Genomic DNA, 14,906 nt, shown 5'->3' on the forward strand with positions numbered 1-14,906 from the left:
GAGGGGCGTGATGAACGCATCCTTGGCCGCATTGGCCTATCTGGTGTCCGGGGTTCTGTTCATCCTGTCGCTGCGGGGGCTGTCCAGCCCCGAGACCAGCCGGCAGGGCAACACCTTCGGCATGATCGGCATGGCCCTGGCCATTGGCGTGACCCTGTTGACGCTGGGAACGACCGGGGCGCTGGACCCCGTGACACTGGCCCTGATCGCGGGCGGCGTCATCGTCGGCGGCGGAGCGGGGGCGCTGATCGCCAAGCGGGTGGCCATGACCGACATGCCCCAGTTGGTCGCCGCCTTCCATAGCCTGGTCGGCATGGCCGCCTGTCTGGTCGCCATCGGCGCCATCTATGCGCCCGAGGCGTTCGGAATCCTTTCCGACGACGGGACAGGCATCAAGACCCTGTCGATCATCGAACTGAGCCTCGGCGTCGCCATCGGGGCCATCACCTTCACCGGCTCGGTCATCGCCTTCGCCAAGCTGAACGGCAATATGTCGGGTGCGCCGATCATCCTGCCGGCGCGGCACCTGATCAACGTCGGCTTGGCGCTTGGCTTGGTCTTCCTGATCGGCATCCTGATCGGCACGGCCGGGGCGGCGACCTGGGCCTTCTGGGGCGTCTTCCTGATCGCCCTGGTGTTGGGCGCCACCCTGATCATTCCCATCGGCGGCGCCGACATGCCGGTCGTCGTGTCGATGCTGAACTCCTATTCCGGCTGGGCTGCGGCGGCGTTGGGCTTCACGCTTGAAAACATCGCCCTGATCATCACCGGCGCCCTGGTCGGATCGTCGGGCGCGATCCTCAGCTACATCATGTGCAAGGGCATGAACCGCAGCTTCATTTCGGTGATCCTGGGCGGGTTCGGCGGCGGCGACGCGGCGGCCGGTCCAGGCGGCGTCCGGGAAACGCGCCCCGTCAAACAGGGCTCGGCCGAGGATGCGGCCTTCATCATGAAGAACGCCTCCAAGGTCATCATCGTGCCCGGCTACGGCATGGCGGTGGCCCAGGCCCAGCATGCGCTCCGCGAAATGGCCGACAAGCTGAAGGAGGAGGGGGTCGAGGTGAAATACGCCATCCACCCCGTCGCCGGCCGGATGCCGGGCCACATGAACGTGCTCCTGGCCGAGGCCAACGTCCCCTATGACGAGGTGTTCGAGCTGGAGGACATCAACGCCGAGTTCGCCACCGCCGACGTCGCCTTCGTCATCGGCGCCAACGACGTGACCAACCCCGCCGCCAAGACCGACCCGACCAGCGCCATCTACGGCATGCCGATCCTGGACGTGGAAAAGGCCGGCACGGTGCTGTTCATCAAGCGCGGCATGGGCTCGGGCTATGCCGGCGTCGAGAACGAACTCTTCTTCCGCGACAACACCATGATGCTGTTCGCCGACGCCAAGAAGATGGTCGAGGGGATCGTGAAGGGGCTGTGATGCGCAGACTGGCGATATTGGTATTGCTCCTGGCCCTAGTCGGCTGCAGCTATTCGCTATGGCTCAAGATCGAGGGTGACCTGGCTTCTCCACGCGTGACCATCGCGGCCCCCCGCATCATGCAGCCGACAACCTGCCTGGATCGGTTCTGGGTCGCAAAGGCGTCGCATCCACAGGACCGGCTCTGGGAAGCCAAGGCTGTCAACGGCGCATGCGCGCCTCAATCTCAGATCATCTACGGGCGCGCGCCCGCAGGATTTGAGGAACTGGCTGCGGCGCGTGCGTTGGAGTCGGGCGTTCTCTATGAAGCTCACGCTGTTTCGAGAGGCGTTTCAGGCGTACTCTCATTCGTTTATCTCGATGGCGGCTGGAACACTGTCACAAGACAGAGCGAACTGGCAGCGGCCCGCTAACTTCAAGCCATCTATCGCAACCCTTCTCGACCCGTTATCACGCGCCCGTGAAGACGGTCGGACATCAGCGTTTCGAAGCCTTGGACTCCCTGCGCGGGGTCTGCGCGATCCTTGTGGTGATGTTCCACATGCCCGTCGCCAGCCACTGGCGCGACTGGGGGTTCGTTCAGCACGCCTATCTGTTCGTCGATTATTTCTTCGTCCTTTCGGGCTTCGTCATCGCCCACGCCTATGCCGGGCGGCTGAAGACGGCGCGCGACGCCGGACGGTTCATGGTGCGGCGGTTCGGCCGGATATGGCCGCTGCACGTCCTGATGCTGGCCGCCTTCGTCGGGCTGGAGTGCGCGCGGGCCGTCTATCATTTCGACGCGGTGACGCCGTTCGCGCGCGACCGGTCGGTGGAGTCGATCTTCACCAACCTGGCCCTGATCCAAGCCTGGCACGTCCACCCCTGGCTGACCTGGAACGGACCCGCCTGGACGTTGAGCGCGGAATGGGCCTGCTATCTGATTTTCGCGGGTCTGGTGCTGATCGCGCCCCGGCGTTTCCGCTGGATCGGCCTGGTCCTGGCCGTGATCGGCGGGGTGATGGTGCTGCTGTATGCGCGGCGATGGATGAACACCACCTTTGACTTCGCCGTACCGCGCGCGGTGTATGGCTTCTTCCTGGGCTGCCTGCTGCAGGGCTTGTGGACCCGGATTCCGCGCTTGAAGGGGCCGGCCGCCACCGGGCTGGAGGTTCTGACACTGGCTGTGATCTGCGGCTTCATCGGTTACGCCGAAGGGCCGATCACCGTCGCCGTGACCCTGATCTTCGTCGTCGTCGTCTGGGTCTTTGCGGGCGAGGAGGGGCGGGTGTCGCGCCTGCTGGACCGCCCGGCGCTGGCGACGATGGGGCGGTGGTCCTTCGCCATCTACATGGTCCACATGTTCATCCTGACCGTGATGATGATCCTGGCCAAGCGTTGGGGCGGGGTTCCGGGCGGCCGCCGCGTGGACTTCGGCTCGGTCTGGCTGAACGACCTGTTCGCCCTGGCCCTGTTCGGCCTGATCGTCGCTGTGGCGGTCGTGGCGCACAGGCTGGTGGAACAGCCGGCCCAACGATTGATTGACCGCTGGACCAAGCCCAGGACGGCCTGATCGCTCAGGCGGCCATCCGCCATTCCGGCTGGGCCAGGTCGGCCCGGCCTTCGTCCCACAGGGCGTCTTCGTCGGAATAGCGGCCGCAGGCGGCGGCCGAGATGACGTCGATCACCTGCTCCTCGAGCCGGTCCCAGATGACGGCCAGGTCCGAGGACCCGTCGGCTTCGCACGGGACGATGATGTAGCGTTCGGTGTTGACGGCGGCGTGGGGTTGGAAACAGGCCATGTGATGATCTCCTGAAACGGTCGCCTCTTGTCGATGATCGGGTTATGAGACAGCATTACGCCAGAAACGGACGTATCGAACGGAGCGAGGGTTGAGACACGACAAGGCGGCGATGGTGATCGACCTGGCCCGGCGCATGGCGGCCAGCGCTGAAGGTCTGACCCTCGACGAGATGGCGCGTGATATGCGAACCAGTCGTCGCACCGCCGAACGGATGCGCGACGCCGTGCTGATGCTGTTCCCCCAGGCGGAAGAGGTCTCGGATCCGCCGTCCAAACGCTGGCGCATCCGGGGCGGTCTGTCGGCCTTCGAACAGGCGCCGACGGCGACGGAGATGCTGGAGCTGACCAAGGCGGCGACCGCCCTGCGCGCGGCGGGCGAACCGGCGCGGGCGGCGGCGCTGGAGGGGCTGGAACGCAAGCTGAAGGCGGCCATGCGCTCCACCACCCTGAACCGGATGGCGCCGGACCTGGAGGCCCTGGTCCGGGCCGAGACGATCGCCGTTCAGGCCGGGCCGCGCCCTTCGGCGGACGAGCCGATGCTGACCGCCATTCGCGGGGCCATCCTGGCGCAACAGCCGCTGGGCTTTACCTACTCGCGGCCGGGGGCGGAGCCGCGTCGGCGTTCGGTCGCGCCCTGCGGGGTGATGTTCGGCCGCGCCAACTATCTGGTCGCCGCCGACCGGGAGACGGGCCGTATCCAGACCTTTCGTCTGGACCGGATGAGCCACGTCGCACCGCAGGACGGCGTCGCCGCGCCGCCTGCCGATTTCGACCTGGGCGCCTTCGCCAGCCAGTCCTTTGGCATCTATCAAGACCAGATCGAGGACGTGGTTGTGCGCATCGCCCCCGAAGGCGCGGCCGAGGCCAGGGGCTGGCGTTGGCACCCGACCCAGACCTTCGAGGATCAGGCCGACGGCGGGGTGATCGTCCGTTTCCGAGCCTCGGGCATGCGCGAACTGGCCTGGCACCTGTTCACCTGGGGCGAACAGGCGGCCATCCTGGCTCCGGAACGGCTGAAGACCGTCATGGCCGAGGAGATCGCCGCCGCCCGCCGCGCCCTGGACCGGACGCCAGACTGACGAAACCGTAAGCTGACCTGTGGCGTTTGGGACGGCTAAAGCGTGAGTCAGGCTCTCGCTTGCCTCTGGAGCCTGATTCATCGCATCGGCGGAATCTCGGAGCGATTCCTCCTCGACGTATCAGGCTCTAGGCTTACAGCCTGCTTTTGTGGAGTTCGTTCTTGCGCCCCAACGCCTTCCCCTCGTCCGCTCTTGTCGCCGTCCTGCTGGCGGGGGGCGCCTGCGCCGCCGGCCCGACGATGACGCCGGCCGCCGCAGCGATGGACGCCACGCCTCAGGTCACGGTGACGCGGGACGGCGAGCATGTGACGGTCGATTATCGGTTCGGGCGCGACGCGACCGTCTGGGCCTTCATGGATTCCGCCTTGGAGACGGATTCGCGCCAGCCCTGGCGACCGCGCCAATGGACGGTGGAGACGCCGGGCGTGGTGATGGAGCGTCGCGGCTTCTACGACATCGTCCGCAGCCGCGACGGCGGCACCGTGCCGCGCGAGGTGCGGTTCCGGGTCCAGCCGCAGCCGGTGGACCTGGAGGCCGAATATCGCACCCTCGTCTTCTCCAACGGCACGGTCGGCCTGCCGACGCGCCAGTTCGACGTCTTCGCCCTGCCGTCCGTCCAGGCCGCCGAACAGCTGCCGGACGACCTGAACCGCGTGCGGGTGGACGGCGGCCCGGCGCGTGTCACCTGGCGCGATGTCGGCGGCCCCGTCCTGTTCAAGGGCCGCCGCGCCGCCGACCTGACCACGACCGACGAACGCAGCTATGTCCTTTTGGGCGAGGCAACCGTGACGGCGGGCGACGGTCTGTCGACGGTGATCGATCCCAATCTGCCGGCCTGGATCGTCCAGGAAATCCGCAACTTCGCCCCGGATGTCGGTCACTACTATCGCAGCCGCCTGGGCGAGAGCGACGCCGGCGGCGCGAACCCCATCGTCATGGCGGCCTGGAACGGCCCGACCGAGCGCGTGACCAGCATGAGCGGCAGCGTCCTGCCCGGCCTGATCGTCATGTCGTTCGAGGGGCGGGGCGTGACCACGCCCCAGGCCGAGATCCGCGAACGCTCGCGGTGGTTCATCGCCCACGAGGCGGCGCATTTCTGGCTGGGTCAGGCGGTGCGCTACCAGTTCGCGGACGAGGCTTGGATCACCGAGGGCGGGGCCGACATGATGGCCGTGCGGGCGCTGAAGGGGCTGGACCCCGCCTATGACGACCGGGCCGAGCTGCAGTCGGAAGTGGACGATTGCGTCGCCCTGGCTACGAAGCCGGTGGCCCAGGCGGGCGAGCGGGGCGAACACCGGGCCTTCTACGCCTGCGGGGCCGTCTTCGCCCTGGTGGCCGAGGGCGCGCAGCGCCAGCGGACGGGCGGCGACTGGTTCGATTTTCTGAAGCCCCTGCTGCGCCAGCCCGACGGCGTCCTGAGCCGTGAGGAGTGGCTGACGGCCCTGACCCGCGCATCGCGCGATCCGTCGCTGCGCGGCGATGTCGAACGGCTGCTGGACCAGGGCGCGTCCGATCCGTCCGCCGTGGTCGCGCGGCTGTTTCAGCGCACGGGGGTGGCCTTTCGCCTGCAGAACGGTCGTGTCGTCCTGACCTGAGGGCGAAAAAAGACGGCGACCGGTCGTCCGGCCGCCGTTTCAGTCTTCCGCGCTGGGGGAAGGTCAGCGGGGTGTTGTGGCCTGGGCGATCAGGGTGCGGGCCTGGGCGATGGCTTGGGTTTCGGGCGTCTTGCCGTCCGCCACCGCCTGGGCCAGGTCCATCAACGGCATTCCTGTGACGGCGCCGGTCTGGGCCTCTTCCTGTAGATGGACGCCGTTTCCGGCTGCGATGGCCGCGTCCCAGGCGTCGCGCACGGCCGCCCAGAACGCTTGCGTCTTCGCCCAGTAGTCGTCGCCCGGCTTGGCCGAATAGCTGTCGTTGCGGTCGTAGGTGTTTATGACGTCTTCCTGGACGATGGCGATCGGCTCGCCGCCCGCCCGACCCGACATCTTCATATTGTCCTGAATGTGAACCCAGCCGTCCGGCTTCAGGATATGGCGGTTGGTCCCCAGATAGCGGTCATAGACGGGGTTGCGCACCGCGTCGCGCCGCGCCAGCGGCCGCCATGTCGGGTTGGATGTCCAGGCCGACAGACCGTTCTCATAGGTCCAGCGGCCGACGCCGCCATAGCGCGGCGAATCGTCCGTCTGCCATACCGTCTGGGACCAGGCGCCCTGGCGTTGATCGGCCGACACGGGCGTCAGGACCCACTGGTTCGGCCCGGCGTAGGTCAGGACCGTCTCGGGCTGATAGGCCCAGTCCTGGCGCCAGTGCTTGACCACGATGGTCTGGCCGTCGTGCTCCATCACCAGGATATGCTGCAGGCTGATCCGGTCGCCCTTGTCATAGACGACGCGCACGATCTCGCTGCCGCCGGACAGCTTTTCCTCCAGCGGATCGTAGTCGGCGCGGAAGCTGACGTTCTCGCGCATGTCGAAATGAACGCGGTACTGGCCGGCCTGCGCCAGGATCGAGTGACGATCCCGCTCGAAGGCGTTGGCGGGCGCGGCGGCGGGCGGCTGGGCGGCGGTCTCCAGCGCCTGGGCGGCAGGGGCGGCGGCCAGCAGGGCGGCGGCGATCAGTATGGCGCGCATGGGGCGTGTTCTCGAAGCTTTGGCGGTCATGGCGATTACAGGCGCAGAGTCAGGGACAGGCCGAAATTGCGGCCCGGCTGGGTGTAGGCGTCCTTGACGGTCGAGGTGGCGGACAGGCCCCGCAGGTCGCTCCACCAGCCATAGGTCTCGTCGAAGACGTTGAAGGCGCCGGCGCGCAGCGTGGCCCGCTCCGTCACGTTCCAGTAGGCGGTCAGGTCCACCAGGGTGAAGCTGTCGCCCAGATAGCAGGTCGTCCCGCACGACAGATTGTAGGTCGCCTGATCCTTCTTGCCCGACCAGGTGACGGTGGCTGATCCCCCCCATACGCCCGACGGCGCGGCGTAGTTCAGGCCGGCGACGACCTTCACCGGATCGACGCTGCCCAGTTCGGTGCGACGGCCGCCGGTTGTCTGCTCGCCTTCGGCATAGGCGGCCGAGCCGATCAGGCTGAAGCCGTTGTCCCAATAGATGTCGGCGCGCGCTTCCAGGCCCCGGATGTCCACCTCGGTCAGGTTGACGTACTGATAGACCAGGGGATCGATGCCGGGGATGCCGCTGCCGGCGACCGCCACCTGGTCGATGAAGTCGTCATAGTGGGTGGCGAAGGCCGTGGTGTTCAGCCGCATCTTGCCGCCCGCGACGTCGATGTCGCGCAGGCGGAAACCGGCCTCGAAGCTCTCGCTGGTTTCCGGCGCCAGGTTCGGATTGGGAATCGAGCGATAGCCGTAGACGGGGTTCTCGAAATAGTTGTTCACCTGCATCGGCGACGGCGCGCGGAAGCCCAGGCCATAGTTGGCGAAGACCCCCAGGTGCGCGCCCGTCCAATAGACGACGCCCAGCTTGGGCGAAATGTGGTCGTCGCTCTGTCCCGAGGCGGCGGCCGGGAATTGGGCGTCCACCTTGGGCGAGAGGTCGTACCAGTCGTACCGCACGGCGGGGATGATGCTCAGCGCGCCGCCCAGCATCTCGATCTCGTCCTGGACGAACAGGCCGGCCAGCTGGAACTCGGTCTTGGGGAAGGCGCGGATGGGGAAGGTTTCGCCGACCGGCGGAGTGATCCCGTCGCGCACCCCCTCCTGCGTGGTCTTGGACCAGTCGCCGCCGAAGGTGACGCGGTGCTCGACCGCGCCGCCTGCGCCGAACACCCGCGATCCTTGCGCGGCCAGGCCATAGACGCCGTTGTCGAAGGTGGTGTCGCGTGCGCGGTCCACCGCCGGTGTGCGGTCCTCAAAGGTGTATTGCCGGGTCGTGGAGTCCTGCCAGTACAGGCTGACCGAACCATCGGTCAGGCCGGCGAAGTCGGTGAAGCGCCAGTCGCCGCTGACGCGGTCCCGCTGGGTCTTGTCGTGGGCGGTGACGGATAGAACCGTCGAGGAACGGCTGCTCAGGGCGTCGCCGGTCATGACCGAATCGAGATGGTCGTAGGTCAGACGCAGCAGATGGTTGGGCGCGGCCCGCCACACCAGCTTGCCCAGGTAGGCGTTGCTGGCGAAGTCCTGCGGATTGGCTTCGGTGCGTGCGGCGCCCACGCCGCCGACCGACCCCTTGTTCTCGGTCTCCTGATAGTCACGCCGGGTGTAGGCGAACAGGCCCGACAGCGAACCCGACCGGCCCGCGAAGGCCAGGCCCTCGGTCCAGCCTTCATCGGCGGAGTTGTACGCCACGCGAGCGCGCGCCCCGAAAGCCTGACCGCCGGTCAGGAAATCGCTCGGATCCTTGGTCTTGAAGGCCACGGCGCCGGCGATTCCGTCGGAGCCGTAAAGGGCCGAGGCGGGGCCGCGCAGGATTTCGACCGACTTTATCAGGTCCAGATCGTTATAGCCGCCGCGCCCCACCGCCTGGGCGCCGAAGCTGAAGCCTGCCGGCAGACGAACGCCGTCGTTGATGATCAGAACACGGTCGCCGCCCATGCCGCGAATGGTGAAGCCGGCATTTCCGTCGCGGCCCACGCCGGACAGCGCCAGGCCGAATCGGGAGGGAGAGGTGGGGACGCTGACCCCCGGCTCGTACCGGATCAGATCCTTGATGTCGGTCGTCAGCGTGGCCTCGATCTGCGCATCGGTGATGACGCTGACCGTGCCGGGGGTCTGGGACGCCAGCCTTTCCGAGCGGGTTCCGATGACGATGACCGGATCGACCTGGGTCGGCGCCACCTGCGGGGCTTCGGCCTGGGCCGGGGCGCCGACGAAGGCGACGGCCATCGCCGCAGCTGCGACAGTGCAGAGAAGGATATGGTTGCGCATGAGTGGCCCCGCATGAATGAAGGCGGCTTCAATAGTGCGAACGATTATCAGAATCAACCGCACTTGATGTGCGGTTGAACCTTGAGCGTGGCCCTGGCGTTGCTGCGGGATGAAATCCGCTCTGCTTCCCCTCTGCGCCCTTGCGACCGTCCTGGGGGCGTGCGGCCAAAATGACGTCAATCCGCCGACCGATCCGGCCCGCCCCTTGCAGACGCCCGAGGCGCGCCAGGTCGTGGAGGCGCGCGGTCCCTCGTCCCTGGCGTCGCGCGGGCCGACCAGTTTCGTGGGCGTGTGGTCGTCCAATCCGGCTTGGTGTGCGGCCGCTCCTGGCGCGGCGGAAGGCCCGGTCCGCATCACGCCGCTACGCTATGAGGGGCCGCAGAAGGTCTGCGACCTGGCCGAAATCCACGAGACGCCGGGCGGCTATGTGGCGACCCTGGCCTGCGCTTCGGGCGCGCGCGAGCGGGTGCATATGGCCACGGACGGCGACGTCCTGACCATGACCCATATTGATCGGAACATGGCCATCGAGAAGCTGGCGCGCTGTCCGGCCTCGCCGCGCGCGCCGGACCCCGCCAATCCCCTGGCCGAGCTGATCAAGAAGGACGGGGCTTAGTTGAACAGGAAGTTCATCACGTCGCCGTCCTTGACGACGTAGGACTTGCCTTCCGCGCGCAATTTGCCGGCCTCGCGCGCCTTGGCTTCGCCGCGCAGGGCCACGAAATCGTCGAAGGCGATGGTTTCGGCGCGGATGAAGCCCTTCTCGAAGTCGGTGTGGATGACACCCGCCGCCTGGGGCGCGGTGTCGCCGACATTGATGGTCCAGGCGCGGGCCTCCTTCGGCCCGACCGTGAAATAGGTCTGCAGGCCCAAAAGCTTGTAGGCTTCTCGGATCAGGCGGTTCAGGCCGGGTTCTTCCAGGCCCAGGGTTTCAAGGAACTCTTTCTGCTCCTCGTCGTCCAGCACGGCTATCTCGGACTCGATCTGCGCCGAGATCACGACCGAGTTGGCGTTGTCCTGGGCCGCGCGGGCCGCGACCTTGTCCGACAGCTCGTTGCCCTTGTCGGCCGAACCTTCCTCGACATTGGCGACATAGAGGGCGGGCAGGGCGGTCAGCAGTTGCAGCATATGCCACGCCTTGGTGTCTTCCTTGGACACCTCGGCCGTGCGGGCGGGCTTGCCGGCGTTCAGCTGGGCCAGGGCCAGATCGACCAGCTTCAGCGTCAGGGCCGAGTCTTTGTCGCCGCCCTTGGCGCGTTTCTCCAACTGGGGCCGGCGGCGCTCCAGGCTCTCCATATCGGCCAGCATCAGTTCGGTCTCGATGATCTCCAGATCGGCGATCGGATCGATGCGGTTTTCGACGTGGGTGATGTCGTCGTCCACGAAGCAGCGGGCGACGAAGGCCACGGCGTCGCAATCGCGGATATTGGCCAGGAACTGGTTGCCCAGACCCTCGCCCTTGGACGCGCCGCGCACCAGGCCAGCGACATCGACGAAGGTGATGCGGGCGGGAATGATCTCCTTGGAGCCGGCGATCTCGGCCAAGGCGTTCAGACGCGGCTCGGGCACCGCAACGTCGCCGGTGTTCGGCTCGATGGTGCAGAACGGATAGTTGGCCGCCTGGGCCGCCGCCGTCTTGGTCAGGGCGTTGAACAGGGTGGACTTGCCGACGTTGGGCAGGCCGACGATCGCGACTTTAAGAGCCATGGGATTCCTCGTGAGCGCGAGCCTTTAGCCGGTTCGAACCCGTTTGTCAGGCTCGCGCTTCACAGGCGTCAATGACCGCCGTGCGCCATGCCGGCCCCGCCCGTCGAAGGCATGCGGATCTGGGCCTGAACCGTCACCGAGGGCGCCGAGGCGAACCTCAGCGTCAGGGGCGTGGTCTGGCCCGCGACCAGCGGCTGGGCCAGGCCCGTCAGCATCAAATGTGCGCCGCCGGGGGCCAAAGTCACGGCCTTGCCGGCGGGCAGGGGCAGGCCGTCCTTCAGCTCGCCCATGTGCATCACGCCGTCGGCCATGCTCATTTCGTGGGTCTGGACCTGGTCGGCGGCCGGGCTCGACCCGCCTGTCAGACGGTCGTCGGTCGAGGCCAGGAAGGTGGCGTAGCAGGCCCCGGCCTGGGCGCCGTTCGGCGTCGGGCGGCACCAGGCGTCGGTCACGGCGACGGTGGCGACCTTGGACGTTTCGGCCTTCTGGCCTGGCTGACCGCAGGCGGCCAAGGTCAAGGTCAGGGCGGCCAGGGGGAAAGGGGGTTTCATCGTGGGATATCCTTTCAAGACGGGACGGTCCGGCGACGCAGAAGGGCCTGGCCGATCCTGTCGATCAGCAGGGCCGCCAGCAGGCTGAGGCCGGTCAGAGGATAGAGGATGCAAAGCGGCAGGACGATGCCCAGGACGGCGGTTCTGATCCGCGCGCCGGGCGGGGCGGGCGGCGCGCCCAACCTTGGAGACGACAGGCGCGGCGGTCGGCGCTTCCACCACATCATCAACCCGCTGATCGCCAGCAGCCAGACGCCGATACAGCCCGCCAGCATGACGAGGCGGTTCAACGGCCCGTACTGCAGCCCCTGGTGCACGGCGATGCCCCATTCGAACGCCTTGGCGCCGAGGCCGAACTGGGCCCAGCGGGCGTCGGCCAGGACCGCGCCGGTCTGGCCGTCGATATACAGGGTGCGGGCGTCTTCGGCCTGGCGCGTCACGCGCGCGACGGTCCAGGCCAGGTTCGGGCTCTTTGGAACATTGACCACATAGGGACGCGCCAGTCCCTGGCCGTCGGCGACCGCCATCACCCGCGCCAGGCTGGGGTCGTGGGCCGTGCGGCCATAGAGGACGGCGTGCTCCATGGTCCAGCCGACGCCGGAAGGGCTGTCGTGATGACCGGCGTGGCTCCAGACCTTGGCCGCCGCAGGGGCGGGCGGCCGCCCCCAGCCCTGCGCCCGGACGAAGCCCAGAACCTGATCGCCCCAGACCGCCGACCACGGCATGCCCGTCACCGCCAAGAACAGCACGATCCCCCCGACATAGAGGCCGACCAGGGCGTGAAGATCGCGCCAGAACGGCCGTCGCCGGATGTCGGTCGCCGTCAGGGTCACGGTGGCGACCCTTCGCCTCCTGGGCCACCATAGATAGATCCCGGTGGCGAACAGCACGATGGCCCAGCCGGCCGCCACCTCGACCATCAGGTTCATCGCAGACCCGAACAGGCTGAGACTGTGGATCGTCTTGACCGTCTCCATCACCCCGCCATAGGCGGTCACGCCGGTCACGCGCCCGGTGTGCGGATCGACGAAGACCGTGCGCTGCGATCCGTCCGGCCGATCGACCCGCACCCGCGCCGCCTCGTCCCCGCGCCGTGGGATCAGGACATTGGCCACGCGACCCTGGCCCGCCTTGGCCGCGACCGGCAGCCAGGCGTCTGGCGAAACGACGCCGGGGGCATCCGCCACCCGGATCATCGGTCGATAGACGGCCTGGTCGATCTCGTCCTTGAACAGATAGATCGCACCGGTCAGGGCCAGCAGCATCAGGAACGGCATGACGAACACGCCGGCGTAGAAATGCCAGCGCCAGACGGCGCGATAGGCGCCGGACAGGTCTTCCGGCGCCGTGCTGTGGATCGGGTCGGTCATCAGTAGCGCATCCTGACGCCGACATAGGCCGAGCGGCCTTCGCCGGGGAAGAAAACGGCGGTCGAGACGCCAGGACGTCGGGCGTCGGTGACGGCGCTGAAGTTCGAGACAAAGGCTTCGTCGAACAGGTTGCGCACGTCGGCGAAGACGGTCAGGCCGCCCCGCACGCCCCAGCCCATGTTCAGGTTCGCCACCATATAGGCGGGCGCCTTCAGGGTGTTGGCGTAATCGACCCAGGCGTCCTTGATCGACCACTCCACGCCGGGCGCCACGAACCAGCCGGCCGGGTCATCGTACCGCAGTTCGGCCCGGTACAGGTGCGGCGGCACGACCGGCAGGTCTGCGTCGCCGTAAACCTTGTCTCCGTCGAAGTGGAAGTCGGAAAGGGCGTAGGTCTGACGCAGCCGCCATTGCGGCGCGATCCGCCAGTCCAGCCCCGCCTCGATCCCCTGGTGAACCGTCGGCCCGGCGTTGAAGGTGGCGGCCGGAACGCCCAGGGCGGCGTTGACCGCAAAGTTCAGCAGTTCGTGCTCCAGGTCGGCGCGATAGGCGACGAGGTCCCAGGTCACGGTCGCCCGACGCCCGCGCGTGCCGATTTCCCAGGTCACGGCCTCCTGCGGGACCAGGGGCTGATAGCCGCCGGCGCTGGGCGACAGGGCCGAAAAGTTGGGCGGCTCGATCGAGCGGGTGACATTGGCGAACACTTGGGCGCCGTCCTCGCCCTCCCACAACAGACCGGCCCGGGGCGCGAACCCGTCGAAGCTCTTGTCCACGCTCAGATCGAACGTGCCCGCGACGCCGGGAACCGCATAGCTCCGATAGTCTCGCTCGGCTCGACCCCAGGTTCCGCCCACGACCAGGGCCAGCCGGTCGCTGACGAACAACCGCCACTCGCCGAAGACGTCCAGACCCTTGGCGTTTTGGAAGCTGCGGGCGCGCAGGCCGTTGTGCTGTCCGGCCAGATTGCCCCATTGCTTGGCGTCCAGATCGCCTTGGCGATACCAGGCGCCGTAGAAGGCGTCGGCGCGCAGGCCGAAGACCTGACCCTGCCAGTCGAACCGACCGAAGACGCCCTGGTTGCGGCTCTCCTGGTCGATGACCTGGAAGATGGGGTGGTCCAGATCCTTCCAGGTTCCATAGACGGCGCCCTCGAAGACGGTGGATGAATCCAGCCGCCAGCGCGTCTGCACCGTGGCGCGGATCGACTGCATGTTGCGCTGATAGTTCAGGGTCACGTTGCCGAGGTTGGCCGCTCGGGGGTTGGTCAGGGCGTCCGACAGGCTGACGCTGCCGGGAATTTCCTGATGGATGTCGCCGCCCGAGACCAGCAGCCGCACCTCTCGGTCCTGGCCGAAGCGGCGTCCGATGTTGGCCGACAGGTGCAGGGACTTGCCTTCGCTCTGTCGGCGCCAGCCATCCACGCTCTGGCCCGTGACGGCGGCGAAACCGTCCCAGTCTCCCTTGACGGCCGCCGTCTCGGCATGGGCGCGCACGGTCCCGAACGAACCCCCGTCCAGACGCAGGCTCAGGTTCGACGCCGCCGTCCGGCCGCTGGGTGTGACCAGATTGACCGCCCCGCCCAGCAAGGCTCCGCCAAACCGCAGGGCGTTGCCTCCCTTATAGACCTCGGTGTAGCGCGCGATCAGCGGGTCGATCAGCTGGAAGTCGCCGAAGCCGTCGGCCTCGTTGAACGGCACGCCGTCCTGGGCCAGCAGGACCCCGCGATTATGGCTCGCATTGCCGATGCCGGACCCGCGGATCGACAGTCGGATGTCGCCGCCCCATTTCTTCTGGGCATAGACGCCGGGCGCATCGCGCAGCACGTCGGCCAGGTTGGGCGCATAGCGGTCGGCGTAGGATTCAGCCGAGATCACGGCGACCGCGCCCGGCGTGCGGCTCAATCGGGCGCGCGCTTCGGCGACGACGGGCGGGTCATAGGCGTTGCGCCGAGCGGTGACGATGACGCTGTCGATCTGGGTCGGGGCGGCGGTCTGCGCCCACGCGGGCGCAGCCAGGGCGGCCAGCAGCAGCGCGCACGGCGCAGAAGAAGTCTTGAGAGGCATTGAAGGTCCTGAAATCAGAGAATCGGGCGCCGCCGGCGCGGGCCGGTC

13 protein-coding genes are annotated in these 14,906 nt (G+C 67.7%); 6 read left to right on the forward strand and 7 right to left on the reverse strand.

Annotation, left to right across the window (positions count from 1 at the left end; translation table 11 throughout):
- Nucleotides 1-10: 10 nt before the first annotated feature.
- Genes QE389_RS00610 through QE389_RS00620 form a run of 3 tightly spaced genes read left to right on the forward strand, consistent with a single transcriptional unit; the run spans nucleotide 11 to nucleotide 2,984 of the window.
- Nucleotides 11-1,432 carry an NAD(P)(+) transhydrogenase (Re/Si-specific) subunit beta gene (locus tag QE389_RS00610; protein ID WP_307363657.1) on the forward strand — a complete coding sequence of 474 codons (1,422 nt, stop codon included), beginning with the start codon at nucleotides 11-13 and terminating at the stop codon, nucleotides 1,430-1,432.
- Nucleotides 1,432-1,845, forward strand: coding sequence for a hypothetical protein (locus QE389_RS00615; protein ID WP_307363659.1), 414 nt, complete (start codon nucleotides 1,432-1,434; stop codon nucleotides 1,843-1,845). The genes QE389_RS00610 and QE389_RS00615 overlap by 1 nt, the downstream gene beginning before the upstream one ends.
- Before the next feature lie 47 nt (nucleotides 1,846-1,892).
- Nucleotides 1,893-2,984 (forward strand): acyltransferase, encoded by a 1,092-nt coding sequence (locus QE389_RS00620; protein ID WP_307363661.1) that lies wholly within the window; start codon nucleotides 1,893-1,895, stop codon nucleotides 2,982-2,984.
- Nucleotides 2,985-2,988: 4 nt separating this feature from the next.
- On the opposite strand, the gene QE389_RS00625 is transcribed toward QE389_RS00620, so the two are convergent.
- Entirely contained in the window at nucleotides 2,989-3,213 is a 225-nt protein-coding gene (locus QE389_RS00625; RefSeq protein WP_307363663.1) for a hypothetical protein, read from the reverse strand.
- A 91-nt stretch (nucleotides 3,214-3,304) separates the two neighbouring features.
- Here QE389_RS00625 and QE389_RS00630 point away from each other — a divergent pair, with 91 nt between their 5' ends.
- On the forward strand, nucleotides 3,305-4,294 hold the full coding sequence (locus QE389_RS00630) for a YafY family protein (protein ID WP_307363665.1): 990 nt from the start codon (nucleotides 3,305-3,307) through the stop codon (nucleotides 4,292-4,294).
- Between the two features lie 161 nt (nucleotides 4,295-4,455).
- Entirely contained in the window at nucleotides 4,456-5,889 is a 1,434-nt protein-coding gene (locus QE389_RS00635; protein WP_307363667.1) for a hypothetical protein, read from the forward strand.
- A 63-nt stretch (nucleotides 5,890-5,952) separates the two neighbouring features.
- On the opposite strand, the gene QE389_RS00640 is transcribed toward QE389_RS00635, so the two are convergent.
- Both QE389_RS00640 and QE389_RS00645 read right to left on the reverse strand, forming a co-directional pair.
- Nucleotides 5,953-6,924: a DUF6607 family protein gene (locus QE389_RS00640; RefSeq protein WP_307363669.1), complete on the reverse strand. Its 972-nt coding sequence runs from the start codon at nucleotides 6,922-6,924 to the stop codon at nucleotides 5,953-5,955.
- 35 nt (nucleotides 6,925-6,959) lie between these two features.
- Complete coding sequence (locus QE389_RS00645; RefSeq protein WP_307363671.1) at nucleotides 6,960-9,167, reverse strand: TonB-dependent hemoglobin/transferrin/lactoferrin family receptor; 2,208 nt, start codon at nucleotides 9,165-9,167, stop codon at nucleotides 6,960-6,962.
- Between the two features lie 109 nt (nucleotides 9,168-9,276).
- On the opposite strand from QE389_RS00645, the gene QE389_RS00650 reads away from it, so the two are divergent.
- On the forward strand, nucleotides 9,277-9,783 hold the full coding sequence (locus tag QE389_RS00650) for a hypothetical protein (protein ID WP_307363673.1): 507 nt from the start codon (nucleotides 9,277-9,279) through the stop codon (nucleotides 9,781-9,783).
- On the opposite strand, the gene ychF is transcribed toward QE389_RS00650, so the two are convergent.
- The 4 genes from ychF to QE389_RS00670 all read right to left on the reverse strand — a co-directional run bounded on the left by ychF (nucleotide 9,780) and on the right by QE389_RS00670 (nucleotide 14,858).
- Complete coding sequence (ychF, locus tag QE389_RS00655) at nucleotides 9,780-10,874, reverse strand: redox-regulated ATPase YchF (RefSeq protein WP_307363675.1); 1,095 nt, start codon at nucleotides 10,872-10,874, stop codon at nucleotides 9,780-9,782. The genes QE389_RS00650 and ychF overlap by 4 nt on opposite strands.
- Before the next feature lie 68 nt (nucleotides 10,875-10,942).
- Nucleotides 10,943-11,425: a copper chaperone PCu(A)C gene (locus QE389_RS00660; protein WP_307363677.1), complete on the reverse strand. Its 483-nt coding sequence runs from the start codon at nucleotides 11,423-11,425 to the stop codon at nucleotides 10,943-10,945.
- Between the two features lie 14 nt (nucleotides 11,426-11,439).
- Nucleotides 11,440-12,795: a PepSY domain-containing protein gene (locus QE389_RS00665; protein ID WP_307363679.1), complete on the reverse strand. Its 1,356-nt coding sequence runs from the start codon at nucleotides 12,793-12,795 to the stop codon at nucleotides 11,440-11,442.
- The gene (locus tag QE389_RS00670; RefSeq protein ID WP_307363681.1) at nucleotides 12,795-14,858 is read right to left on the reverse strand and encodes a TonB-dependent receptor domain-containing protein; all 2,064 of its coding nucleotides are present in this window, start codon (nucleotides 14,856-14,858) and stop codon (nucleotides 12,795-12,797) included. Before QE389_RS00670 ends, QE389_RS00665 begins: the two co-directional genes overlap by 1 nt.
- Between the last annotated feature and the right edge of the window lie 48 nt (nucleotides 14,859-14,906).

This window comes from Brevundimonas sp. SORGH_AS_0993 (assembly GCF_030818545.1).
GTDB lineage: Bacteria > Pseudomonadota > Alphaproteobacteria > Caulobacterales > Caulobacteraceae > Brevundimonas.